Origin of the sequence: Cedecea sp. FDAARGOS_727, assembly GCF_012273235.1 — a bacterium.
Classification (GTDB): domain Bacteria; phylum Pseudomonadota; class Gammaproteobacteria; order Enterobacterales; family Enterobacteriaceae; genus Cedecea; species Cedecea davisae.
Window position 1 is genome coordinate 1,788,232 of the sequence record NZ_CP050966.1, and the last position, 24,067, is coordinate 1,812,298.

Genomic DNA, 24,067 nt, shown 5'->3' on the forward strand with positions numbered 1-24,067 from the left:
TATGAATCCTCAACGTTATGCGCGTATTTGCGAGATGCTCGCCAGACGCCAGCCTGACCTGACCGTTTGCATGGAGCAGGTGCACAAGCCCCATAACGTCTCCGCAATAATTCGTACCGCCGATGCCGTCGGCGTGCATGAAGTGCACGCGGTCTGGCCGGGAAGCCGTATGCGCACCATGGCCTCCTCGGCCGCGGGCAGCAACTCGTGGGTAGAAGTGAAAACCCACGCCACCATCGGCGAAGCCGTTAGCCAGCTAAAAAGCAGCGGTATGCAAATTCTGGCAACCAACCTTTCCGACAAAGCCGTAGATTTCCGCGAGATAGACTATACGCGCCCAACCTGCATTCTGATGGGCCAGGAAAAAACCGGTATTACCGCAGAAGCGCTGGCTCTCGCAGACCAGGACATCATTATTCCGATGACGGGCATGGTGCAGTCGCTCAACGTCTCCGTCGCTTCCGCGCTGATTCTTTATGAAGCCCAGCGCCAGCGTCAGAACGCAGGTATGTACCAGCGCGAAAATAGCGCACTGCCGGAAGCCGAGCAGCAAAGACTGTTATTTGAAGGCGGTTACCCGGTGCTGGCGAAGGTGTCCCGCCGCAAAGGCCTGCCTTACCCACATGTGAATCAGCAAGGTGAGATAGAAGCTGATGCCGCATGGTGGGCAACGATGCAGTCCGCGGAGTAAGCCATGAAAGGCCGCCTGCTGGATGCCATACCGTTAAGCACGCTTGCCGGAGTGGGTGCCAGCCAGAGCGGAAAGCTGGCCAAAATTGGCCTGCACACCCTCCAGGATCTGCTGCTTCATCTGCCTCTGCGTTACGAAGACCGCACCCATCTTTATTCGATTAACGACCTGCTACCCGGCGTTTACGCCACGGTGGAAGGCGAAGTGCTGAACTGCAATATCACTTTCGGCGGCCGCCGCATGATGACCTGCCAGATAAGCGACGGCACCGGCATACTGACGATGCGTTTCTTCAACTTCAACGCGGCGATGAAAAATAGCCTTGCCACCGGCAAGCGCGTGCTTGCTTACGGCGAAGCCAAACGTGGTAAATATGGCGCGGAGATGATCCACCCGGAATACCGTATTCAGGGCGACCTGAGCACTCCTGAGCTACAGGAAACGCTAACCCCTGTTTACCCGACAACCGAAGGTATTCGCCAGGCCACGTTGCGTAAGCTTACCGACCAGGCGCTTGAGTTACTGGATACCTGCGCCATTGCCGAACTGCTGCCGACCGAGCTAAGCCAGGGCATGATTAGCCTGCCGGAAGCTCTGCGTACTTTGCATCGCCCCCCGCCGGACATGAAGCTTGCCGACCTCGAAACCGGTAAACACCCTGCTCAGCAGCGCCTCATTCTGGAAGAGCTGCTCGCCCACAACCTGAGTATGCTCGCTCTCCGGGCCGGGGCGCAGCGCTACCATGCTCTGCCGCTAACCCATCACGACGAGCTAAAAAATAGGCTGCTGGCGGCGCTGCCGTTTAAACCAACCGGGGCGCAGGCGCGCGTAGTCGCTGAGATAGAGCAGGATTTAGCGAAGGACGTGCCGATGATGCGCCTGGTACAGGGGGATGTTGGATCGGGCAAAACGCTGGTTGCCGCGCTTGCCGCGCTGCGGGCTATTGCGCACGGCAAACAAGTTGGCCTGATGGCCCCCACGGAACTGCTGGCAGAGCAGCACGCCAATAACTTCCGCCAGTGGTTTGCTCCGCTGGGCATAGAAGTGGGCTGGCTGGCCGGGAAGCAGAAAGGTAAAGCGAGGATTGCGCAACAGGAAGCCATTGCCAGCGGCCAGGTTTCTATGGTGGTGGGTACTCACGCTATTTTCCAGGAACAGGTACAGTTTGCCGGCCTGGCGCTGGTTATCATTGATGAACAGCACCGCTTTGGCGTTCACCAGCGCCTTGCGTTGTGGGAAAAAGGCCAGATACAGGGCTTCCACCCTCATCAGCTGATCATGACCGCCACGCCTATCCCACGCACCCTGGCGATGACCGCATACGCCGATCTTGATACCTCGGTTATTGACGAGCTGCCGCCGGGCCGCACGCCGGTTACCACGGTGGCAATAGCCGATACGCGCCGCAATGAAATTATCGAACGAGTGCGCAGCGCCTGCCGCGATGAAGGCCGCCAGGCCTACTGGGTTTGTACCCTGATAGAAGAGTCGGAGCTACTGGAAGCCCAGGCGGCAGAAGTGACGTGGGAAGAGTTAAAAGGCGCATTGCCGGAGCTTAACGTCGGTCTGGTACACGGCCGCATGAAGCCGCAGGAAAAGCAGGCGGTTATGCAGGCCTTTAAGCAGGGCGAACTGCATCTCCTGGTTGCGACGACGGTCATCGAAGTCGGCGTGGACGTGCCCAATGCCAGCCTGATGATCATCGAAAACCCGGAGCGTCTGGGTCTTGCGCAACTCCACCAGCTTCGCGGCCGCGTTGGCCGAGGCGCGGTTGCTTCCCACTGCGTACTGCTTTATAAATCGCCGCTGTCGAAAACCGCCCAGCTGCGCCTGCAGGTGCTAAGGGACAGTAATGACGGTTTCGTTATCGCGCAGAAAGATCTCGAAATCCGCGGTCCTGGCGAGCTGCTCGGCACCCGCCAGACCGGCACCGCTGAGTTCAAAGTTGCCGACCTGCTGCGGGACCAGGGGATGATCCCGCAGGTTCAGCGCCTGGCGCGCCATATTCATGAGCGCTATCCCGAGCAGGCTCTGGCGCTCATCGAGCGATGGATGCCGGAAACCGAGCGTTATTCAAACGCTTAGCCAAACAGCGGCAGCATCAGGAACAGCTTGATGACGACTGCGTTTACAATATCGATAAAAAACGCCCCGACCATCGGCACCACCAGAAACGCCATATGCGAAGGGCCAAAACGCTCGGTAATAGCCTGCATGTTAGCAATCGCCGTTGGCGTTGCGCCCATACCAAATCCGCAATGCCCCGCAGCCAGCACCGCCGCATCGTAGTTTTTGCCCATCAAACGCCAGGTGACAAAGATGGCATACAGCGCCATAAACAGCGTTTGTACCGCCAGAATGGCCAGCATCGGCAGCGCGAGGGAAGCCAGCTCCCAGAGCTTGAGGCTCATCAACGCCATCGCCAGGAACAGCGACAGGCTGACGTTGCCGAGTACCGAAACCGCACGTTCGAATACACGATAAAAGCCCATAATTGCCAGCGCATTGCTGAGGATCACGCCGACAAACAGCACGCAGACAAACGTCGGCAGCTCAAACGCCGTACCTTGCAAAAGCCCGGCCACGACACGCCCTGCCGTCAGGCATATGGCTATCAGGGCGATGGTTTCTATCAGCACCAGGGAAGTTATCACGCGGCCAACGTCAGGCTTTTCAAAAGCCCCCGGGATCTCATTGTCTTCCGGCGCGCCGTTTGGCGTTGAGGAGTGCTTAACCAAATAGCGGGCAACCGGGCCGCCGATTAAACCGCCCAGAACCAGACCAAAGGTTGCACAGGCCATGGCCACTTCCGTCGCATTCTGGAAGCCATAGCGCTCGGTGAACAGCTTGCTCCATGCCGCCCCCGTACCGTGGCCGCCGGAAAGCGTAATCGAACCGGCAAGCAGTCCCATCAACGGATCTAATCCCAACATGCTTGCCATACCGATACCGATGGCGTTTTGCATCACCAGCAGCCCGACGACGACAAACAGGAAAATTCCCACCACTCTTCCGCCCTTGCGCAAACTGGCGATATTAGCGTTAAGCCCGATAGTGGCGAAGAATGCGAGCATCAGGGGGTCTCTGAGGCTCATATCAAACTCAATTTCCCAGCCCATGCTTTTTTTCAGCACCAGCAGCGCAACGGCTATCAACAAGCCACCGGCGACCGGCTCAGGAATGGTGTACTTCTTTAGAAAGGGGACCGAATGGACCATTTTTCGCCCCAGCAATAAAACAAGCGTGGCGGCGACCAGAGTAGAAAGCGTATCAAGATGAAACATTGCAGTGCTCCTTTTTGCGCATGCCTGACAGCGCGCTTGATTATCCTTTGCTGTTATTTCCCCTCTTTGGGAAATCAGCTGCCATATTTTAACCAAAAACAGGGTGAAAGTTATAACTAACGGCAGAGTTATGAAATTTCACTCTTATTGACTTTTACTGGCAATCGTTTGCTTTTGCCGCCCAGTCCGTTAAAATCAGCGCTTTTCCAGCCACGAGATAACCTCTGATGTCCGTAAATGCCGTCGAGTCAGAAAATGAGCAACCGGTTGCGCAGACTCATCCGAGCGAACTGATCTATCGCCTTGAAGACCGCCCGCCGCTTCCGCAAACGCTTTTCGCCGCCTGTCAGCACCTGCTGGCCATGTTTGTCGCGGTTATCACTCCGGCGCTGCTGATTTGCCAGGCATTAGGATTACCGGCATCAGATACTCAGCACATCATCAGTATGTCGCTGTTCGCCTCCGGCGTAGCCTCAATTATTCAAATCAAAGCCTGGGGGCCGGTTGGCTCTGGCCTGCTGTCGATTCAGGGAACCAGCTTTAACTTTGTTTCACCGCTGATTATGGGCGGTATGGCGCTGAAAAACGGCGGTGCCGACGTGCCGACAATGATGGCCGCGCTGTTCGGTACTTTGATGCTCGCCAGCTGCACGGAAATGGTTATTTCCCGCGTATTGCATCTCGCCCGCCGCATCATTACCCCGCTGGTTTCCGGCGTGGTGGTCATGATTATCGGCCTGTCGCTGATTCAGGTCGGGCTGACCTCCATCGGCGGCGGCTATGGTGCGATGGCCGATCACTCTTTTGGCGCGCCTAAAAACCTGCTGCTGGCCGGCGCCGTACTGTTGGTCATCATTCTGCTTAACCGCCAGCGTAACCCTTACCTGCGCGTAGCCTCGCTGGTTATCGCGATGGCCGTCGGCTATCTGCTGGCCTGGGCACTCGACATGCTGCCTGCCAGCACCGCACCGACCAATACCAGCCTGATTACGGTTCCAACGCCGCTGTATTACGGCCTGGGCATTGACTGGAGCCTGCTTATCCCGCTGATGCTGGTATTTATGGTGACTTCGCTGGAAACCATCGGCGATATTACCGCCACCTCAGACGTTTCAGAGCAGCCGGTTTCCGGCCCGCTGTATATGAAACGCCTCAAGGGCGGCGTGCTGGCAAATGGCCTGAACTCCTGCGTTTCGGCGGTGTTCAACACCTTCCCCAACTCCTGCTTCGGCCAGAACAACGGCGTGATTCAGTTGACCGGCGTAGCCAGCCGCTACGTGGGCTTTGTGGTGGCGCTGATGCTGATTGTACTCGGCCTGTTCCCGGCGGTAAGCGGCTTCGTGCAGCATATCCCTGAGCCGGTGCTCGGCGGCGCAACTATCGTCATGTTCGGGACTATCGCCGCTTCCGGCGTGCGTATCGTCTCCCGCGAGCCGTTAAACCGCCGCGCTATTATGATAATTGCCCTGTCTCTCGCCGTAGGTCTTGGCGTATCACAGCAGCCGCTGATTTTGCAGTTCGCGCCTGACTGGATGAAAACTCTGCTCTCTTCAGGTATCGCTGCCGGCGGTATTACGGCCATCGTTCTGAACCTGATTTTCCCGCCGGAAAAAGAGTAATATCCTCACGCGCCGGCGATCTTTTTGCCGGCGCGAAACCTCCTCTGACAATCCCTTCCTTGAGCTAAAGCGGTAAATGGGGCATAACACCCTTACCGAAACTTCATGGGACGGAAGACAATGAAATTTCTCGGAAAGCTAATTCTTGCTCTGCTGGGCCTGGTGATTCTGGCGCTGGTCGCCTTTTATATTTTGTTGCAGACCCGCTGGGGCGCGAGCCAAATCAGCAGTTGGGTGAATGAAAAGAGCCAGTATCACCTCTCGTTTAATGAGATGGAGCACAGCTGGTCTTCTCCCACTCATCTGGTGTTTCATAACGTCACATTTGGCCGGTCCGGCCAGCCCGCCACGCTGGTGGCAAAGAATGTGGATATTGGGCTGAGCACGCGCCAGTTCTCACAACCCTTCTACGTTGACACCATTTTGCTGCAACAGGGCACGCTAAGCCTCAGCGCCAGCGCCGTTCCGCTGCCTCTGGATGCGGACAAGCTCCAGCTTCAGGATATGGCTATTAACAGCCCGGGCAGCGAATGGAGCCTCAGCGCCCAGCGCGTAGAGGGCGGCGTCTCTCCGTGGCAACCGGAAGCGGGCAAGGTTCTCGGAAATAAAGCCAATATCTCCTTCAGCGCTGGTTCACTGACGCTCAACGGCATAAACGCCAGCAATGTATTGCTCCAGGGGGCGCTGGACAACGATCGGGTCACGCTGACGACTATCGGGGCGGATGTTGCTCGCGGCTCCCTGACGGGGAGCGCACACCGTAACGCCGATGGCTCCTGGCAGGTTGGCAGCCTTCGGCTCAACGATATTCGACTGCAAACCGCCTCGTCGCTCACCGATTTTCTCGCGCCGGTCACGTCGGTTCCTTCTCTCAAAATAGATCGGCTGGAAATCACCGATGCCCGTCTGGAAGGAAAAGAGTGGGCGGTAAACGACCTGGCTCTCAGCTTGCGCAATCTCACGCTGGCCAACGGTGGCTGGCAGAGCGATGACGGCCAGCTATCGATGAACGCCAGCGAATTTATTAACGGCTCTCTGCATTTGCAGGATCCGATTGTGAATGTCGATTTTGCTCCAGAGGGCGCCACGCTGCGCCAGTTCAGCTCGCGCTGGGAAGGCGGCCTGGTTCGCGCTTCCGGCCAGTGGCTGCGCGACGGCAACCGGGCTCTGGTGGACGAAGCCGTGATTAGCGGTCTCGAATATACTCTTCCAGCAAACTGGAAGGCGCTGTGGATGGAGAAACTGCCTGACTGGCTGAGTTCTGTGACGGTGAAAAAATTCTCGGCTAACCGCAACCTGATTATTGATATCGATGCTAACTGGCCGTTCCAGCTAACCGGGCTTGACGGAACGGCCACCAATATTGAGCTGGTGCGGGAGCATCAGTGGGGAATTTGGGCGGGCAATGCGTCGTTCAATGCCGCCGCCGCGACGTTTAATCGCGTTGATGTCCGCCGCCCGTCCATTTCGCTGAATGCCAGCCAGAATCAAATTGCGATAAACGAGATTAGCGCCTTTACCGGTAAAGGATTACTCGAGGCAACGGCAAACGTGAGCCAGACGCCTCAGAGGGCGGTGAGCGTTAACCTGAAGGGCCAGAGCATACCGGTTAACGTGCTTCAGGCATGGGGCTGGCCTGCGCTGCCGCTCGAGGGTGACGGTAATTTACAGCTCTCGGTAAGCGGAAATCTGGCGGCAGACGCGGCCCTGAAGCCGAGCGTTAACGGGAGCCTGAAGGCCACCGACGCCGGTGGGAAACAAATCCAGCAAACGATGCATAACGGAGTAGTCCCCGGCGCATAAACTGCGCGCCGGATGTTTATTCCTCTTCGTTGCCGCCCTCTTCCAGAGGGCCGAACGGTTTGGCGGGCAGCACCATGTAAACGCCCTCAAATACCGCGCCGAGGGTGTCATTGCCGTAGAGTTCGACTTCCAGCACGACCCGAGCTCTGCGGCCACGAGCCAGCCTGTCGAGATCGCCGCTTAACGATCCCAGGCTCGCACTCGCCCCCGGTTTTCCGGAGATCGGTTTGCTATAACGGATATGGGCGTCGGCCAGAATAATGGTGCCGCCAAGATGGCGCTCACGAAGCATCAGCCAGATAAGCCCCCAGCCGGTTAAAGTTGCCAGCGAAAACAAACTGCCAGCAAACAGCGTATGGTGCGGATTTTGGTTGCCGGTTTCCGGCATGGTGGTAATAAATTTCTGCCCGGTGTACTGCTGAATGCGCACGCCCATTTTTTCGCTAAGCGGGATATGCTCATACCAGGCCTGCTGAAGCTGGCCACACCAGTCCGCGCGATGCAAAATATCGTCAAGCGTCGCTACCGGCTTAATCATCAGAAAGTGGCGCACCGGCGTGGTTTGCGGCGTGGTAATTTCGCCCTGATTGACGAAGCCCAGCTTGGCGAAAAATGCGACCGCGTCTTCCCGGGCGCTACAGGTTACGCGCTTAACGCCCTCCTGACGTGCAACGGACTCCAGCGTCATCGCCACCAGCGTGCCCAGCCCCTTATCCTGAACCGAAGGATGCACCGCCATAAAGCGGATAGCCGCTTCGTTATCGGCGTTAATATAGAGGCGGCCTACCGCAACGGTATTGCCCTCTTCATCCACCACCATTTGATGATGCGCCATCGCATCCCATGCGTCTCGCTCGGAGCCTTTTGGCTGATGCAGCGGTTTACGCAGCATCTCCCAACGGAACTGGTAATAACGGTCGAGTTCTTCTTCTGTTTGGGGCACACGGAGGTGATACATACATTGCTCTCTCGTTGCGCGGGCCGGGTGGCGAAGGTTTACACCTGCAGCCAGAACGTCACCGGCCCATCATTAATTAGCGAAACCTGCATATCGGCGGCAAAGCGCCCGGTTGAGGTTTCAATCCCCTGCTGTTTGCAGCGCTCAACAAAGTATTCATAAAGGGCCTCAGCCAGCTGTGGTGCCGCCCCTCCGGAGAAGCTCGGGCGCATACCGCGCTCGGTATCTGCCGCCAGGGTGAATTGAGAAACCACCAGCAGGCTGCCTCCCGCCTGCTGAACGTTCAGGTTCATTTTGCCCTGCTCGTCGCTGAAAATTCTGTAGCCCAGCACCCGCTCGCAGAGGCGGTTGGCTTTTTGCTCGTTATCTTCTTTTTCGACACCCAACAAGACTAAAAGTCCGGGGCCGATTTCGCCCGTCACCTCACCCTCCACGGTGACGCTGGCACGGGTTACGCGCTGAATTAATGCAATCATGGTTGTTCCAGTTCTTCCTGCTCTGCCTGTTGCCGCAAGTGGCGATAGTCGCCCAGCGTGGCGGTAATTTCCGCGCCCAGCAACACAATACACCAGGTCCAGTAGACCCAGACAAATAATATGGGGATCACCGCCAGCACGCCGTAAATCAGCTGGTATGACGGAAACATTGTGATGTAGAGGGCAAAGCCTTTTTTACCCAGTTCAAACAGCAGCGCGGCGACCAGCGAACCTATCATGGCATCCTTTGCCGGTACGCTGGTGGTCGGCACAAGGCTGTAGAGTAGCCAGAATGAGAGCCAGGAGAGCAGCAGCGGAAAGACGCGTAATACCTCGTCCAGGACGCTATTCAGCTCGGAAGCCCAGCGCAGGGAGAGCAGATATGAGCTGATAGCCAGGCTGGCCCCGGCCAGCAGCGGCCCGAGCGTAAGGATCATCCAGTAAATGGCAAACGAGTAAACTTTTGGCCGAGCACGCTTGCTACGCCAGATGGTATTCAGGGCGCTGTCTACGGCATACATCAGCAGCAATGAGGTGACGATCAGCCCAATTGCGCCAACGGCGGTCATTTTGTTGGAGTTGGCAACGAACTGTTCAATATAGCGCTGAATAACGTCGCCCGTTGCCGGCATAAAGTTAGTAAAAATAAAGTGGCGCAGCTGGACGCTGATATCGGCAAACATCGGAAATGCGGCAAACAGCGCAAAAACCACCGCCACCAGCGGGACCAAAGAAAGTAGCGAGACGTAGGCAAGGTTACCCGCCAGCGTAGTCATATTGTCCTGGTCGATGCGCTGCCAGAGCAGTTTTGCCCAGGCCAACAGAGGCCGGAGGCGATGAGTGGTTTTGCGATGAACCCTTTTTATCATGCTTTTTTGCTGAACCAGTCGGGGATGGTATTTTTATCGGTCACCAAAATAGAGGTGATACCAAGCTTCTGCGCGCCGTTGATGTTATCGACGTTATCGTCAAAAAATACCGCCTTATCAGCCGCAAAGCCCTCTTCTTCCAGCACCTTGAGATAAATTTCCGCATCAGGCTTACGCATGCCCATCTCCTGGGAGAGATAGATCTTATCCGCCGACTGGGCAACTTCCGGGTACTCATCCGGCCAGAAGCCGGTATGCAGGCGGTTGGTATTGGAGAGCACCACCACGCGATGGCCCTGCTCGCGCAGCGTCTGCATCACGGTAATCGTCTCTTTACGCAGCCCGACGAAGATGGCCTGCCAGCCCGCGGCAAACTGCTCGTAGCTCAGCGCAACATCCATTTCATGGCACAGCCTTTCGGCAAAAACTTCATCGGTAATCTGCCCGCGCTCGTGCTGATGGAAGGTCTCTCCCATTGCAAAGCTCTTTTGCAGGTTGGCTAACGGCACCCGGCTGTAATCACTCCAGACGCCAAGCACTCGATTAAAGTCGATATCAACGATGACGTTACCTAAATCAAAGATATACAGCATGCGCACCTCCTTTCCGACATGGAGAAATAACTGTAGCGGGAAAGGGCGGCTTTGACTATCAGAGGAAAGCGAGGATGAGCATTCTGCGAGACATAAAACAAAAAAAGCCCCGCCTTTTCAGGCAGGGCTTCACTTGACGTCAGAAAAGAAACTTAAGCTTCTTTGCTGCCACGGCCCGCACGTTTGCGGTCGTTTTCAGTCAGATGGCGCTTACGAATACGCACGGACAGCGGAGTAACCTCTACCAGTTCGTCGTCATCGATGAACTCCAGAGCCTGCTCCAGGGTCATTTTCTGAGCTGGAACCAGGGTGGTCGCTTCGTCAGTACCGGAAGCACGCATGTTGGTCAGTTTCTTACCGGTCAGGCAGTTTACAGTCAGGTCGTTAGAACGACTGTGAATACCGATGATCTGGCCTTCGTAAACTTCAGCACCGTGGCCCAGGAACAGCTTACCGCGATCTTGTAAACCGTACAGAGCAAACGCAACCGCTTTACCCTGACCGTTAGAGATCAGTACGCCGTTCTGACGCTGGCCCACTTCGCCCTGACGGATATCGTCATAGTGGCTGAAGGTGGAGTACAGCAGACCGGTACCGGAAGTCATGGTCATGAATTCGTTACGGAAGCCAATCAAACCACGGCTTGGGATAACGTAATCAAGACGCACGCGGCCTTTGCCGTCCGGATTCATGTTTTTCAGGTCGCCTTTACGCTCACCGAGTGCCTGCATCACAGAACCCTGATGCTGCTCTTCGATATCCAGCGTCACGTTCTCGAATGGCTCTTGTTTACGGCCATCGATTTCGCGGAAGATAACTTTCGGACGGGATACCGCCAGCTCGAAACCTTCACGACGCATGTTTTCGATAAGAACGGAGAGGTGCAGTTCGCCACGACCGGATACGCGGAATGCATCCGCATCTTCGGTTTCTTCAACGCGCAGTGCAACGTTGTGTACCAGCTCTTTGTTCAGACGATCCAGAATCTGACGAGAGGTCACGAACTTACCTTCTTTACCGCAGAACGGAGAGGTATTTACGTTGAAGAACATGGAAACGGTTGGCTCATCTACGGACAGCGCCGGCAGCGCTTCAACATTTTGCGGGTCGCAAATGGTGTCGGAGATGTTCAGCTCGCCCAGGCCGGTGATGGCGATGATATCGCCCGCTTCGGCTTCGGTAGACTCGATACGCTCCAGGCCCAGGTGGGTCAGAACTTTACCGACTTTACCGTTACGGGTTTTCCCTTCGCTATCAATGATAGTGATCTGCTGGTTTGGCTTCACTTTGCCGCGTTTGATGCGGCCGATGCCGATAACGCCAACATAGTTGTTGTAGTCCAGCTGGGAAATTTGCATCTGCAGCGGACCATCACGGTCAACGCTTGGCGCCGGTACGCGATCGACAATAGCCTGGTACAGCGGGGTCATGTCCGCCGCCATATCATTGTGATCCATACCCGCGATGCCGTTCAGCGCGGATGCATAAATAATTGGGAAGTCGAGCTGCTCGTCGGTCGCATCCAGGTTAACGAACAGGTCGAAGACCTGATCAACAACCCAGTCAGGACGCGCGCCAGGACGGTCAACTTTGTTGATAACCACGATCGGCTTCAAACCATGGGCAAACGCCTTCTTGGTTACGAAGCGCGTCTGCGGCATTGGGCCATCCATTGCGTCAACCACCAGCAGAACGGAGTCTACCATGGACATTACGCGTTCAACTTCACCACCGAAGTCGGCGTGCCCAGGGGTATCAACGATGTTGATACGGTAGTCATTCCATTTGATAGCGGTGTTTTTAGCGAGGATGGTAATCCCACGCTCTTTCTCCAAATCGTTGGAGTCCATCACGCGTTCAGTAGCTTCAGCACGTTCGTTACTGAAAGTACCGGATTGCTGCAGCAGCTTATCAACCAGGGTAGTTTTACCATGGTCAACGTGCGCGATGATGGCGATATTACGCAGATTTTCGATCACAACTTTGCCTCAGGCATTAGAAATAGCGCGTTATTGTACACGTATTAATCGAAGGACAGAACAGGATCACAAAGAACCTTTACAAACAATGTAGAAAGTAAGGGTTTGTGATCGCTTTCACGGAGCTAAAAAGGGAGCCATAACGTAAATTGCACCAATATGGTGCTCTGGCATGATGCTGAGGCACTATATTGGTGCAATTTATTCATCCTGGTGCAGCCCTTTTGCACTATGGTGTGCATGATAGCGCCTTTTTAGGGTGATTTAAAAGTTGGCACAGATTTCGCTTTAAAGATTTTATGGCGAAAAGCCACATTAAGAAGTGTTTGATTACCTCGTACCACGACGACAACGACCAATCCGGGAGAGTTTAAGTATGTCCGCTGAACACGTTTTGACGATGCTGAATGAGCATGAAGTGAAGTTTGTCGATCTGCGTTTTACCGATACCAAAGGTAAAGAACAGCACGTCACTATTCCTGCTCATCAGGTAAATGCTGACTTCTTCGAAGAAGGCAAAATGTTTGACGGCTCCTCGATTGGTGGCTGGAAAGGTATCAACGAATCCGACATGGTGCTGATGCCTGACCCAACTAGCGCCGTGATTGACCCGTTCTTCGCGGACTCTACCCTGATTATCCGCTGCGACATTCTCGAGCCAGGCACCATGCAGGGCTACGACCGTGACCCGCGTTCCATCGCGAAACGCGCTGAAGACTACCTGCGCGCTACCGGCATCGCAGACACCGTTCTGTTCGGGCCAGAGCCAGAGTTCTTCCTGTTCGACGACATTCGCTTCGGCAGCTCCATCTCCGGCTCCCACGTTGCTATCGATGATATCGAAGGCGCATGGAACACCGGCACCAAATACGAAGGCGGCAACAAAGGTCACCGTCCTGCGGTTAAAGGCGGTTACTTCCCGGTTCCACCGGTTGACTCCGCGCAGGACCTGCGTTCTGCTATGTGTCTGACCATGGAGCAGATGGGCCTGGTTGTTGAAGCTCACCACCACGAAGTGGCAACTGCTGGTCAGAACGAAGTGGCTACCCGCTTCAACACCATGACCAAGAAAGCAGACGAAATTCAGATCTACAAATATGTCGTACATAACGTTGCTCACGCCTACGGCAAAACCGCGACCTTCATGCCAAAACCAATGTTTGGCGATAACGGTTCCGGGATGCACTGCCACATGTCCCTGTCCAAGAACGGCGTTAACCTGTTCTCCGGCGACAAATATGCTGGCCTGTCTGAGCAAGCGCTGTACTACATCGGCGGCGTAATCAAACACGCTAAAGCGATTAACGCCCTGGCTAACCCGACCACCAACTCCTACAAGCGTCTGGTCCCGGGTTATGAAGCACCGGTTATGCTGGCTTACTCCGCCCGTAACCGTTCTGCCTCTATCCGTATTCCTGTCGTAGCGTCCCCGAAAGCACGTCGTATCGAAGTGCGCTTCCCTGACCCGGCTGCTAACCCGTACCTGTGCTTTGCAGCGCTGCTGATGGCTGGTCTTGACGGTATCAAGAACAAAATCCATCCGGGCGAAGCAATGGACAAAAACCTGTACGACCTGCCGCCGGAAGAAGCAAAAGAGATCCCACAAGTTGCTGGCTCTCTGGAAGAAGCACTGAACGCGCTGAACGAAGACCGCGAGTTCCTGACCGCGGGCGGCGTATTCACCGACGACGCTATCGATGCTTACATCGCACTGCGTACCGAAGAAAACGACCGCGTGCGCATGACTCCGCACCCGGTAGAGTTTGAGCTGTACTACAGCGTCTAATTGAAGTTGTTTTTTGTTGCCGTGGAAACTTTAGCCCATCTTCGGATGGGCTTTTTTCTCCACCAGAATCCCCTGTGACGCTGCTTTTTGTCACCCAAACACTATAATGCACTAAAACGGTGCACGGAGACTGCTGTATGGCAACTGGCGCGCTGCCCGATGCTGGGCAGATTCTGAACTCTCTTATCAACAGCATCCTGCTGGTGGATGACGAGCTGGCGGTGCATTACGCCAACCCTGCGGCTCAGCAACTGCTGGCGCAAAGCTCACGTAAGCTGTACGGCACGCCGCTGCCCGATCTGTTGAGCTATTTCTCTTTGAATATTGCCGTTATGCAGGAAAGCCTGATGGCTGGCCAGGGCTTCACCGATAACGAAGTGACGCTGGTGATAGATAGCCGCTCACATATTCTTTCCCTGACGGCGCAGAGGCTGCCCGAAGGGTACATCCTGATGGAAATGGCGCCGATGGATAACCAGCGTCGTTTAAGCCAGGAACAGCTACAGCACGCACAGCAGATTGCCGCCCGAGATTTAGTGCGTGGGCTGGCACATGAGATTAAAAACCCGCTTGGCGGGCTGCGTGGGGCGGCACAGCTGCTAAGTAAGGCGCTGCCGGACCCGTCGCTGGCGGAATACACCAAAGTTATTATCGAGCAGGCCGACAGGCTACGAAACCTTGTCGATAGGCTGCTGGGGCCGCAGCAGCCCGGTATGCACGTCACCGAAAGCATTCACAAAGTCGCCGAGCGCGTTGTGAAACTGGTGTCGATGGAACTACCGGCTAACGTCACGCTGGTGCGGGATTACGACCCCAGCCTGCCTGAGTTTGCACATGATCCCGACCAGATAGAACAGGTTCTGCTGAACATCGTGCGTAATGCGCTGCAGGCGCTGGGCAGCGAAGGAGGCGAGATAGTCTTGCGTACCCGTACCGCCTTCCAGCTAACGCTGCACGGCACGCGCTATCGGCTGGCAGCAAGAATTGATATTGAAGATAACGGCCCGGGTATCCCGGCTCATCTGCAGGATACGTTGTTCTATCCGATGGTCAGCGGACGAGAAGGCGGCACCGGACTGGGGCTTTCTATAGCGCGCAGCCTTATCGATCAGCATTCGGGCAAAATCGAATTCAACAGTTGGCCGGGTCATACCGAATTTTCGGTTTACCTGCCTATTCGGAAGTAGAGGTCTTTATGCAACGAGGGATAGTTTGGGTCGTTGACGACGATAGCTCCATCCGCTGGGTGCTTGAGCGCGCGTTAACCGGGGCCGGGTTAAGTTGCACCACCTTTGAAAGTGGCAATGAGGTGCTGGACGCCCTTGCCACCAAAACCCCGGATGTTTTGCTGTCGGATATTCGCATGCCCGGCATGGACGGTCTTGCGCTGCTGAAACAGATTAAACAGCGCCATCCGATGCTTCCGGTCATCATAATGACGGCACATTCTGATTTAGATGCCGCGGTTAGCGCCTATCAACAGGGCGCTTTCGACTACCTGCCAAAACCGTTTGATATCGATGAAGCCGTGGCGCTGGTAGAGCGCGCTATTAGCCATTATCAGGAGCAGCAGCAGCCGCGCAACACGCCAGCAAGCGGGCCAACTACCGATATCATCGGTGAAGCGCCTGCGATGCAGGACGTTTTTCGTATTATCGGCCGCCTGTCGCGCTCCTCCATCAGCGTGCTGATCAACGGCGAATCAGGCACCGGTAAAGAGCTGGTTGCTCATGCCCTGCATCGCCATAGCCCACGGGCTAAATCACCGTTTATCGCACTCAACATGGCAGCTATCCCCAAAGATTTGATCGAGTCTGAGCTGTTCGGTCATGAAAAAGGGGCCTTCACCGGGGCTAACCAGATCCGTCAGGGACGCTTTGAACAGGCCGATGGCGGCACGCTGTTCCTCGATGAAATCGGCGATATGCCGCTGGACGTACAAACCCGCCTGCTGCGCGTGCTGGCCGACGGCCAGTTCTACAGGGTTGGCGGCTATGCCGCGGTAAAAGTAGACGTGCGCATCATCGCGGCGACCCACCAGAACCTTGAACTGCGCGTGCAGGAAGGCAAATTCCGTGAGGACTTGTTCCACCGCCTGAACGTTATCCGCGTGCATTTACCGCCGCTACGTGAACGCCGGGAAGATATTCCCCGGCTGGCTCGCCACTTCCTGCAGGTGGCCGCCCGTGAACTGGGCGTAGAAGCCAAGCTCCTGCATCCTGAGACGGAAAATGCCTTAACCCGCCTAGCCTGGCCGGGCAACGTGCGCCAGTTGGAGAATACCTGCCGCTGGTTAACCGTGATGGCCGCGGGCCAGGAAGTGCTGATTCAGGACCTGCCGAGCGAGCTGTTTGAGACCACCGTGACCGAGAGCGGCGGCGTGGCGCAAACCAATCCCGATAGCTGGGCTATGCTGCTGGCTCAGTGGGCGGAGAGAGCGCTTCGTTCAGGGCACCAGGACCTGCTTTCAGAAGCGCAGCCGGAGATGGAGCGAACGCTGCTGACTACCGCGCTACGCCACACTCAGGGGCATAAACAGGAAGCGGCCCGCCTGCTGGGCTGGGGACGAAATACGCTGACTCGTAAGCTAAAAGAGCTGGGAATGGAGTAGCGCTTCAGCGCTTTGCGAAGGGTAAAATAACGGCGGGGCTAAACCCCGCCGTTTTTAAATCACGCGTGAGAACTGCTGGAGGCGCGCTTTTTGCCGCAGGTAAGTATCAAAGCACATGCAGATGTTGCGAATCAGCAAACGCCCCTTCCCGCTCACCTTAATTCCCTGCTCGTCCAGCTCCACCAGCCCGTCTTTCGCCAGCGGCGCCAGCAGGCGCAGGTCTTCGGCAAAATAGTCGGCAAAGTTTAGCGACCAGAGCTGTTCAATCTCAGCAAAGTTGAGCTGGAAATTGCAGATAAGCGCCTTAATCACGTCGCGACGAATACAATCATCACGCGTTAAGGCAAGCCCACGCCACAGCCCGTTGCCCCGCTCGTCCACCTGCTGATAATACTGCTTAAGTTCTTTCTGGTTCTGGGCGTAACAATCGCCAATCATGCTGATGGCCGAGACGCCAAGCCCCAGCAGGTCGGTATCGCCCTGGGTGGTGTAGCCCTGGAAATTACGGTGCAGTTTGCCTTCACGCTGGGCAATCGCCAGTTCGTCATCCGGGCGGGCAAAGTGATCCATGCCGATAAACTGGTAACCCGATCCCGTTAGCGAAGCGATGGTTTCCTGGAGAATATCCAGCTTCTGCTGGGCGCTCGGCAGATCGGCATCTTTAATCTTGCGCTGGGCGGCAAACAACGTTGGCAAGTGGGCGTAGTTAAAGACGCTAAGCCGGTGCGGGCTAAGCTCCGCGACGCGTTTCAGCGTAAAGGCGAAGCTTTCCGGAGTTTGCTTTGGCAGGCCGTAAATCAGGTCAATATTGGTTGAGGTAAAGCCCAGCTTTCTGGCGCGCTTGATAAGAGCGAAGATAAACTCTTCGTCCTGCTCGCGGTTTACCAGGCGCTGCACCTCTTTGTTGAAGTCCTGAACGCCCATGCTCAGGCGGGTGAACCCTTCCTGGCGCAGGTGATCCAGCACGTCGAGTTCGATTTCTCGCGGGTCAACTTCAATCGATAACTCGGCATCGCTATTAAAGCTGAAATGCGTGCGCAGGAGCGCCATCAGGCGGCTGATTTGCGCTTTACTCAGATAAGTCGGCGTCCCGCCGCCCCAATGCAGCTGGCTGACATGGCGGCCTTTAAACAGCGGTGCGCGATGGATAATTTCCTGCTCCAGCGCGTCCAGATATTGGTCAGCCTTGTGCTGCTGCCGGGTAACAATCTTGTTGCAGCCGCAGAAATAGCAAAGCTTGTGGCAAAACGGGATATGCACGTAAAGCGAGAGCGGGCGCTCCGGGTAACGGGCAACCGCCTGCAAAAACTCCGGCTCGCCGAAGGCTTCAGAGAACTCCAGCGCGGTCGGGTAAGAGGTGTAACGTGGCCCTGAATAATTATATTTCTGGATCAGGGCCAGATCCCAGTCGATTAACTGCTCAGACATACTCACTCCTTGCGGTGATGTCGCCGGCGCCGACGAGGCGAAGGAGGCCCGCTCATTCCACGAGCCATCGCCCTTCGCCGCAGCGAATTCTGCAGCCGCGACAGCCGCCGTAGTTTAACGAATAACCACAGCAGATAACACACCAGCGGAATAACCATAATAAGAACAGGTAATCCCATGGGAGTAACCTTTAGTTACCGCCCTTGAGCAGACGCATTAAATCGTCGGCTTTCTCTTCTTCCTCTTCATCGTCTTCCCAGGCGATGCCGAGCTCGGCCATCAGGGCATCGATGCGGTCCAGCTTCGCATCAACCCATGACTGCTCTTCTTTACTCAGGGTTTCGCCCGCTTCCAGACGTTCCAGCAGCCCGTCCAGGCGCTCATCGTTTTCCAGCATATCCAGCTCAGCCTGTGGTGTTAGCATAGGTTTCTCGCTCTTCGGTTTGTGCTGTTTAGCGACCGGTGGTGCTTCGGTTACGCCCAGTTGAATCGGTTTTTTACTGCCAATACGCGGGTCTTTAGTCTTACCTGCGGATTTGCCGCCCTGCGCCTGGCTTTCACCATTTGCACGGCTGCCAGCCGCGTGACCGCGGTGTTTTTTCTGACGTTTACGCTCACGCGCTTCCTGATCTACTTCTTCACGCGATTTACGGCGTACTTTTGCCGGTTTTTTGCCCTGCGGCGCTGCATTTTGTTGCTTCATAATAAGTCGTCTTAAGCCATTTTATTCAGTATAGAATTGCGGCGGAATCTAGCAGAAAGCAAGCAAAGAAAAAAGGCGACAGGTTAACCAGCCGTCATTTTCTTCATCTTGTTCCTCTTCTGGCGAGAAACACGGCGTTTTCTGCTCGTTCAGGTATAATCCCCGGCAAATGATTACCTGACGGGGACACCGTTGTGAAAAACTGGAACTACCAACTGACTAAGTTCGTGCTCAGCGCACCGGACATTCGCCATCTTCCTTCTGATACCGGTATTGAGGTTGCTTTCGCAGGCCGCTCTAACGCGGGTAAATCCAGCTCACTGAATACGCTGACCAATCAGAAAGGCCTTGCACGTACCAGTAAAACGCCTGGGCGTACTCAGCTTATCAACCTGTTTGAAGTGGCAGAAGGCAAGCGCCTGGTGGATTTACCGGGCTACGGTTATGCCGAAGTGCCTGAAGAAGTGAAGCACAAATGGCAGCGCGCGCTGGGAGAATACCTGCAAAAGCGCAACAGCCTGAAAGGGCTGGTCGTACTGATGGACATCCGCCATCCGCTTAAAGATCTCGATCAGCAAATGATCCAGTGGGCCGTCGCCAGCAATATTGAGGTGATGGTGCTGTTAACCAAAGCGGACAAGCTGGCGTCAGGCGCACGCAAAGCACAGCTCAATATGGTGCGTGAAGCCGCGCTGGCGTTTGGCGGTAATATTGAGATTGAAGCGTTTTCTTCCCTGAAGAAAATCGGCGTTGATAAGCTGCGCCTCAAGCTGGACAGCTGGTACAACGACCTTCCGCCGGCGGTAGAAGAAGACGCGGCTGAAGAGTAATCACGAAGCACGGCTGAGGCCGTGTTTTTTTTCGCCCAATAAAAAACGCCCCAGTCATTTCTGACTGGGGCGGCTAAATATTCAGCCAAATCCGATTACGTGAAGTAAAAGGTCTGAAAGATAGAACATCTTACCTCTGTACCCTACGCGAATAACTCTACTCCTTTTTAATCGCTCAAAAAAGCATTTTTTGTAGTTTTTTTTCACTTTTTGCATCACATTCTTGAACCATCATCACAAAAAGCTATGACTTATGTTGCTTAGTTACAAAAACGTGATCTGAGCTTTTAGCATTAATGTGCCTGATCCCAGTTTTTACCGCTGCCCACTTCCACCAGCAGCGGCACGTCGAGCGTCATACTGCTTTCCATCAGCTCGTGGATTTTCCGGGAGACGGCTTCCACATCGTCCTGATGTACTTCAAACACCAGTTCATCGTGTACCTGCATGATCATTTTCACCCGCGGCTTGTCCGCCAGCAGCCAGGCATCCACGGCTATCATCGCTCGTTTGATAATATCCGCCGCCGTTCCCTGCATTGGGGCGTTGATAGCCGCTCGCTCTGCACCTGCACGGCGGGCACCGTTGCTGGAGCTGATATCCGGCAGGTATAAGCGACGACCATCCAGGGTTTCAACGTAGCCTTTATCTTTTGCCTGCGCCCGCGTGCGCTCCATGTACTCAAGCACGCCCGGGTAGCGTTCGAAGTAGAGATCCATATATTTCTGGGACTCTTTACGCGGGATGTTGAGCTGGCGGGAGAGGCCGAACGCGCTCATACCGTAAATCAGGCCAAAGTTAATAGCCTTGGCGCTGCGGCGCTGCTCTCCGGTTACGCTCTCCAGCGGTAGCCCAAAGACTTCCGCGGCGGTGGCACGGTGGATGTCTTTCCCTTCAGCAAAGGCGGTCAACAGGCCTTTATCACGGGAGAGATGGGCCATAATGCGCAGCTCAATCTGAGAGTAGTCCGCAGAGAGGATCACGTAATCCTCAGGCGCAATAAAGGCCTGGCGGATACGGCGGCCTTCTTCGTTGCGTACCGGAATATTTTGCAGGTTCGGGTCGGTTGAAGACAGACGACCGGTTGCCGTAACGGCCTGATGATAAGAGGTATGCACACGCCCGGTTTTTGGGCTAATCATCAACGGCAGTTTATCGGTATAGGTGGACTTCAACTTGGCAAGCCCGCGGTATTCGAGGATAACTTTTGGCAGCGGGTAGTCCAGCGCCAGCTCTTCAAGCACTTCTTCTGACGTAGAAGGTGCTCCGCCCGGCGTTTTCTTCAGGGGTTTAATACCCTGCTTCTCAAACAGAATCGTTTGCAGCTGCTTGGTGGAGGAGAGATTAAACTCCTCACCGGCAATCTCATGAGCCTTCAGCTCCAGCTCGGCCAGGCGTTTGGTTAATTCCAGGGAATGCGCGTGCAGGATAGCCGGATCGATTTTAACGCCGTTGCGCTCAATGCGGGAAATCACCGGCACCAGCGGCATTTCAACGTTTTTAAAGATATTCAGAGGACCTTCGGTCTTCTCAAGCTTCGGCCACATTTTCAGGTGCAGCTGGAGGGTAACGTCGGCATCTTCCGCCGCATAGCGCCCGGCAGTTTCCAGGTCTATCTGGTTGAAGGTCAGCTGTTTTTTGCCTTTACCGGCAATCTCTTCAAACGAGATGGTTTTATGCTTCAGCCAGCGGTCGGCGAGGCTGTCCATATCGTGGCGGCCAGCAACGCTGTCCAGCGTGTAGGATTCAAGCATGGTGTCAAAAGCAATGCCGCGCAGCTCAATGCCGTAGTTCTGCATGATGCCGCGGTCATACTTCAGGTTTTGCCCAACCTTCAGCGTTTTTTCGTCTTCCAGCAGCGGCTTCAGCAACTCAAGAGCACGCTCGCGGGAAATCTGATCCGGGGCATCAAGGTAGTCATGTGCCACAGGGATGTAGCAGGCAACGCCCGGTTCGGTGGCAAAGGAAAGTCCGACCAGGTTGGCGCTGATATTATCCAGGCTGTCGGTTTCGGTATCGAAGGCAAAAAGCGGCGCTTTTTTCAGGCGCTCAATCCATTCCACCAGCACTTTCTCATCGAGGATCGTGACGTAGTTGTCATAAGAGAGCTGGCTGGCTGGCTCTTCCGGTTCGGCCTCAATTTCGATAGTTTTCTGCGGCTGAGCGGCCGGTTTTGCGCCTTTAGCCTGCATCCATTTACCGTTTTCAACGTCGGTTATCCAACGTTTAAACTCATACTGCTTAAACAGCCCCAACAGCTCTTCTGCCGCCGGCTGCTGGACTTCAAGCTGCTCGCAGCCCAGCTCCAGCTCAACGTCGGTTTTAATCGTCGCCAGCTTGTAGGAGAGGTAGGCCAGCTCTTTGCTTTGCTCAAGCTTCGCCGCCATGGTTTTAGCACCGCGGAAAGAAAGCTCGGCAATTTTTTCCGGGTTTGCATAAAGTGTGTCCAGACCACCAAGCCCCTGCAGCAGCGCCTGGGCGGTCTTTTCACCCACGCCGGGAACGCCGGGGATGTTATCCGACGAATCGCCCATCAGAGCCAGGAAATCGATGATCAGTTCCGGCGGCACGCCGTATTTGGTCTGAACTTCTTCCGGCCCCAGAATCGTGTTGGTCATGGTGTTAATCAGCGTAACGCCCGGCGTTACCAGCTGCGCCATGTCTTTATCACCGGTGCTGATAAGCACCGGGCGGCCGACTTTTTCAGCCTCCAGCGCCAGCGTACCGATAACGTCATCGGCCTCAACGCCGGATACCGCCAGCAGTGGCAGCCCCATGGCTTTGACCATCGCGTGGAGCGGCTCAATCTGCGCTCTCAGATCGTCCGGCATCGGCGGGCGATGCGATTTATAGTCTTCAAATAGCTCATCACGGAACGTTTTGCCTTTGGCATCAAACACCACCGCCGCGTGCGTAGGCTGGTATTGCAGAATCAGGCTACGCAGCATGTTAAGCACGCCGTACATTGCCCCCGTTGGCTCTCCACGGCTGTTCGTCAGCGGTGGAAAGGCGTGATATGCCCGGTAAAGGTAGGAGGAGCCATCAACGAGGATAAGCGGGTTGTCTGCGATCTGGACCATAGTGTTCCGTTCCATGCCTGTGATTAATTTATTGTTCAAGGATGCCATAGCCTGAACAAAAACATGAACTATTGGCAGCAATATGCTGAAAAGAATTCGTAGTTTGGGCGATCCTACGCAGGATCAATGCTGTGGATAAGTTTGTGCATATTTTTTTAGCTTATGCATTCCATAAAATGATCCTTCTCAGGAAAACATTAAATATTTATAATTTTCATGAAGTTAACTAAATGATAGTTTAGCCGCACTAAATAGGCAGTGGATCGTTTGATGTGGATATATACTCAGACGAGCCACAACTGGCGAGAGTTTGTTCTGCCGCGAAAAGCAACGGATTAAAATCCTTTTCATTTGCCGAGCCGCCATTAGGGGTTTCTGATAAAATTCGCCGCTTATTGTCGTTCATACCAGCATCTCCACTATTCTAACCTTCTGAAATATTATTTATGTCGAGATTACTCGCAGCGCTCACCCTGACTTTAAGTGTTGTGCTGACTATTTTGCTCACGGTCGCCTGCTCCGTTCCGATCATTATTGCCGGGATCGTTAAGCTGCTATTACCCGTTCCGGCCATCTGGCGTTCGATCTCGGCATTTGCTGACTTTATGATGTATTGCTGGTGCGAAGGACTGGCGCTGCTGTTACGCCTCAACCCTTATTTAAAATGGGATGTGGAAGGTCTGGAAGGGCTGAGTAAAAAGAACTGGTATCTGCTGATTTGTAACCATCGCAGCTGGGCCGATATCGTTATTCTGTGCGTGCTGTTCCGCAAGCATATTCCGATGAATAAATACTTTCTTAAACAGCAACTTGCCTGGGTTCCTTTTATGGGGCTGGCCTGCTGGGCGCTGGATATGCCTTTTATGAAGCGCTATTCGCGAGCCTATTTGCTACGCCATCCGGAACGCCGGGGTAAAGATGTGGAAACCACCCGCCGCTCCTGCATGAAATTTCGCTCGCATCCTACAACTATCGTGAATTTTGTCGAAGGCTCGCGCTTCACGCCACAAAAGCAGACTCAGACTCGCTCAGCTTTTAACTACCTGCTGCCACCAAAAGCGGCCGGTATAGCGATGGCGATGGGCGTATTAGGAAAGCAGTTCGACAAGATGCTGAACGTTACGTTGTGCTATCCAGAAAATGTATCATCACCGTTCTACGATATGCTCTCAGGAAAGATGACGAGAATTGTGGTGAGGATTTCGCTGGTGCCGATTAGCGAAGAGCTGCACGGTGATTACGTTAACGATAAGAATTTTAAACGCCGTTTTCAGCTGTGGCTTAATACGCTGTGGAGTGAAAAAGATGGGCAGCTTGAACAGCTACATGCTGGAGGTAAAAAAGCCGGTCAATGACC

General features: G+C 54.9%; 19 protein-coding genes. 9 read left to right on the plus strand and 10 right to left on the minus strand.

Annotation, left to right across the window (positions count from 1 at the left end; all coding sequences use genetic code 11):
• Window position 1 precedes the first annotated feature (1 nt).
• Together trmH and recG are read left to right on the plus strand one after the other, a co-directional pair.
• Window positions 2-691: a tRNA (guanosine(18)-2'-O)-methyltransferase TrmH gene (gene trmH / locus FOC35_RS08620; RefSeq protein ID WP_172568680.1), complete on the plus strand. Its 690-nt coding sequence runs from the start codon at window positions 2-4 to the stop codon at window positions 689-691.
• 3 nt (window positions 692-694) lie between these two features.
• Window positions 695-2,776, plus strand: a complete 2,082-nt coding sequence (recG, locus tag FOC35_RS08625) for an ATP-dependent DNA helicase RecG (protein ID WP_172568681.1) — start codon at window positions 695-697, stop codon at window positions 2,774-2,776.
• On the opposite strand, the gene gltS is transcribed toward recG, so the two are convergent.
• Complete coding sequence (gene gltS / locus FOC35_RS08630) at window positions 2,773-3,975, minus strand: sodium/glutamate symporter (protein ID WP_016538868.1); 1,203 nt, start codon at window positions 3,973-3,975, stop codon at window positions 2,773-2,775. The two genes, recG and gltS, sit on opposite strands and share 4 nt — an antisense overlap.
• A 227-nt stretch (window positions 3,976-4,202) precedes the next feature.
• Here gltS and FOC35_RS08635 point away from each other — a divergent pair, with 227 nt between their 5' ends.
• Window positions 4,203-5,594, plus strand: a complete 1,392-nt coding sequence (locus FOC35_RS08635; RefSeq protein ID WP_172568682.1) for an NCS2 family protein — start codon at window positions 4,203-4,205, stop codon at window positions 5,592-5,594.
• 120 nt (window positions 5,595-5,714) lie between these two features.
• Window positions 5,715-7,397: an AsmA family protein gene (locus tag FOC35_RS08640; protein ID WP_172568683.1), complete on the plus strand. Its 1,683-nt coding sequence runs from the start codon at window positions 5,715-5,717 to the stop codon at window positions 7,395-7,397.
• 16 nt (window positions 7,398-7,413) lie between these two features.
• On the opposite strand, the gene fabY is transcribed toward FOC35_RS08640, so the two are convergent.
• From fabY to typA, 5 genes are all read right to left on the minus strand, one after another.
• Window positions 7,414-8,355, minus strand: coding sequence for a fatty acid biosynthesis protein FabY (gene fabY, locus FOC35_RS08645; RefSeq protein WP_016538865.1), 942 nt, complete (start codon window positions 8,353-8,355; stop codon window positions 7,414-7,416).
• A gap of 38 nt (window positions 8,356-8,393) precedes the next feature.
• Complete coding sequence (gene dtd, locus FOC35_RS08650) at window positions 8,394-8,831, minus strand: D-aminoacyl-tRNA deacylase (protein ID WP_016538864.1); 438 nt, start codon at window positions 8,829-8,831, stop codon at window positions 8,394-8,396.
• Window positions 8,828-9,700, minus strand: a complete 873-nt coding sequence (locus FOC35_RS08655) for a virulence factor BrkB family protein (RefSeq protein ID WP_016538863.1) — start codon at window positions 9,698-9,700, stop codon at window positions 8,828-8,830. Before FOC35_RS08655 ends, dtd begins: the two co-directional genes overlap by 4 nt.
• Complete coding sequence (gene yihX / locus FOC35_RS08660; protein ID WP_016538862.1) at window positions 9,697-10,293, minus strand: glucose-1-phosphatase; 597 nt, start codon at window positions 10,291-10,293, stop codon at window positions 9,697-9,699. The genes FOC35_RS08655 and yihX overlap by 4 nt, the downstream gene beginning before the upstream one ends.
• Window positions 10,294-10,445: 152 nt before the next feature.
• Window positions 10,446-12,272 carry a ribosome-dependent GTPase TypA gene (gene typA, locus FOC35_RS08665; RefSeq protein ID WP_016538861.1) on the minus strand — a complete coding sequence of 609 codons (1,827 nt, stop codon included), beginning with the start codon at window positions 12,270-12,272 and terminating at the stop codon, window positions 10,446-10,448.
• Window positions 12,273-12,648: 376 nt separating this feature from the next.
• Here typA and glnA point away from each other — a divergent pair, with 376 nt between their 5' ends.
• From glnA to glnG, 3 genes are all read left to right on the plus strand, one after another.
• On the plus strand, window positions 12,649-14,058 hold the full coding sequence (glnA, locus tag FOC35_RS08670) for a glutamate--ammonia ligase (RefSeq protein ID WP_016538860.1): 1,410 nt from the start codon (window positions 12,649-12,651) through the stop codon (window positions 14,056-14,058).
• Window positions 14,059-14,195: 137 nt separating this feature from the next.
• Window positions 14,196-15,245 carry a nitrogen regulation protein NR(II) gene (gene glnL / locus FOC35_RS08675; protein WP_016538859.1) on the plus strand — a complete coding sequence of 350 codons (1,050 nt, stop codon included), beginning with the start codon at window positions 14,196-14,198 and terminating at the stop codon, window positions 15,243-15,245.
• Between the two features lie 8 nt (window positions 15,246-15,253).
• Complete coding sequence (gene glnG, locus FOC35_RS08680; protein WP_172568684.1) at window positions 15,254-16,669, plus strand: nitrogen regulation protein NR(I); 1,416 nt, start codon at window positions 15,254-15,256, stop codon at window positions 16,667-16,669.
• 54 nt (window positions 16,670-16,723) lie between these two features.
• Here the strand turns inward: glnG and hemN are convergent, their stop codons facing one another.
• Both hemN and yihI read right to left on the minus strand, forming a co-directional pair.
• Window positions 16,724-18,097 carry an oxygen-independent coproporphyrinogen III oxidase gene (hemN, locus tag FOC35_RS08685; protein ID WP_172568685.1) on the minus strand — a complete coding sequence of 458 codons (1,374 nt, stop codon included), beginning with the start codon at window positions 18,095-18,097 and terminating at the stop codon, window positions 16,724-16,726.
• 190 nt (window positions 18,098-18,287) lie between these two features.
• Complete coding sequence (gene yihI, locus FOC35_RS08690) at window positions 18,288-18,800, minus strand: Der GTPase-activating protein YihI (RefSeq protein ID WP_016538855.1); 513 nt, start codon at window positions 18,798-18,800, stop codon at window positions 18,288-18,290.
• Window positions 18,801-18,994: 194 nt separating this feature from the next.
• Between yihI and yihA the strand changes: the two genes are divergently transcribed.
• The gene (gene yihA / locus FOC35_RS08695; protein WP_016538854.1) at window positions 18,995-19,630 is read left to right on the plus strand and encodes a ribosome biogenesis GTP-binding protein YihA/YsxC; all 636 of its coding nucleotides are present in this window, start codon (window positions 18,995-18,997) and stop codon (window positions 19,628-19,630) included.
• Window positions 19,631-19,923: 293 nt separating this feature from the next.
• Here the strand turns inward: yihA and polA are convergent, their stop codons facing one another.
• Together polA and FOC35_RS08705 are read right to left on the minus strand one after the other, a co-directional pair.
• Window positions 19,924-22,710, minus strand: coding sequence for a DNA polymerase I (gene polA / locus FOC35_RS08700; protein WP_172568686.1), 2,787 nt, complete (start codon window positions 22,708-22,710; stop codon window positions 19,924-19,926).
• A 247-nt stretch (window positions 22,711-22,957) separates the two neighbouring features.
• On the minus strand, window positions 22,958-23,116 hold the full coding sequence (locus FOC35_RS08705; protein WP_172568687.1) for a hypothetical protein: 159 nt from the start codon (window positions 23,114-23,116) through the stop codon (window positions 22,958-22,960).
• 40 nt (window positions 23,117-23,156) lie between these two features.
• On the opposite strand from FOC35_RS08705, the gene FOC35_RS08710 reads away from it, so the two are divergent.
• Window positions 23,157-24,065 (plus strand): acyltransferase, encoded by a 909-nt coding sequence (locus FOC35_RS08710; RefSeq protein WP_016538852.1) that lies wholly within the window; start codon window positions 23,157-23,159, stop codon window positions 24,063-24,065.
• The last annotated feature ends 2 nt before the right edge of the window (window positions 24,066-24,067 follow it).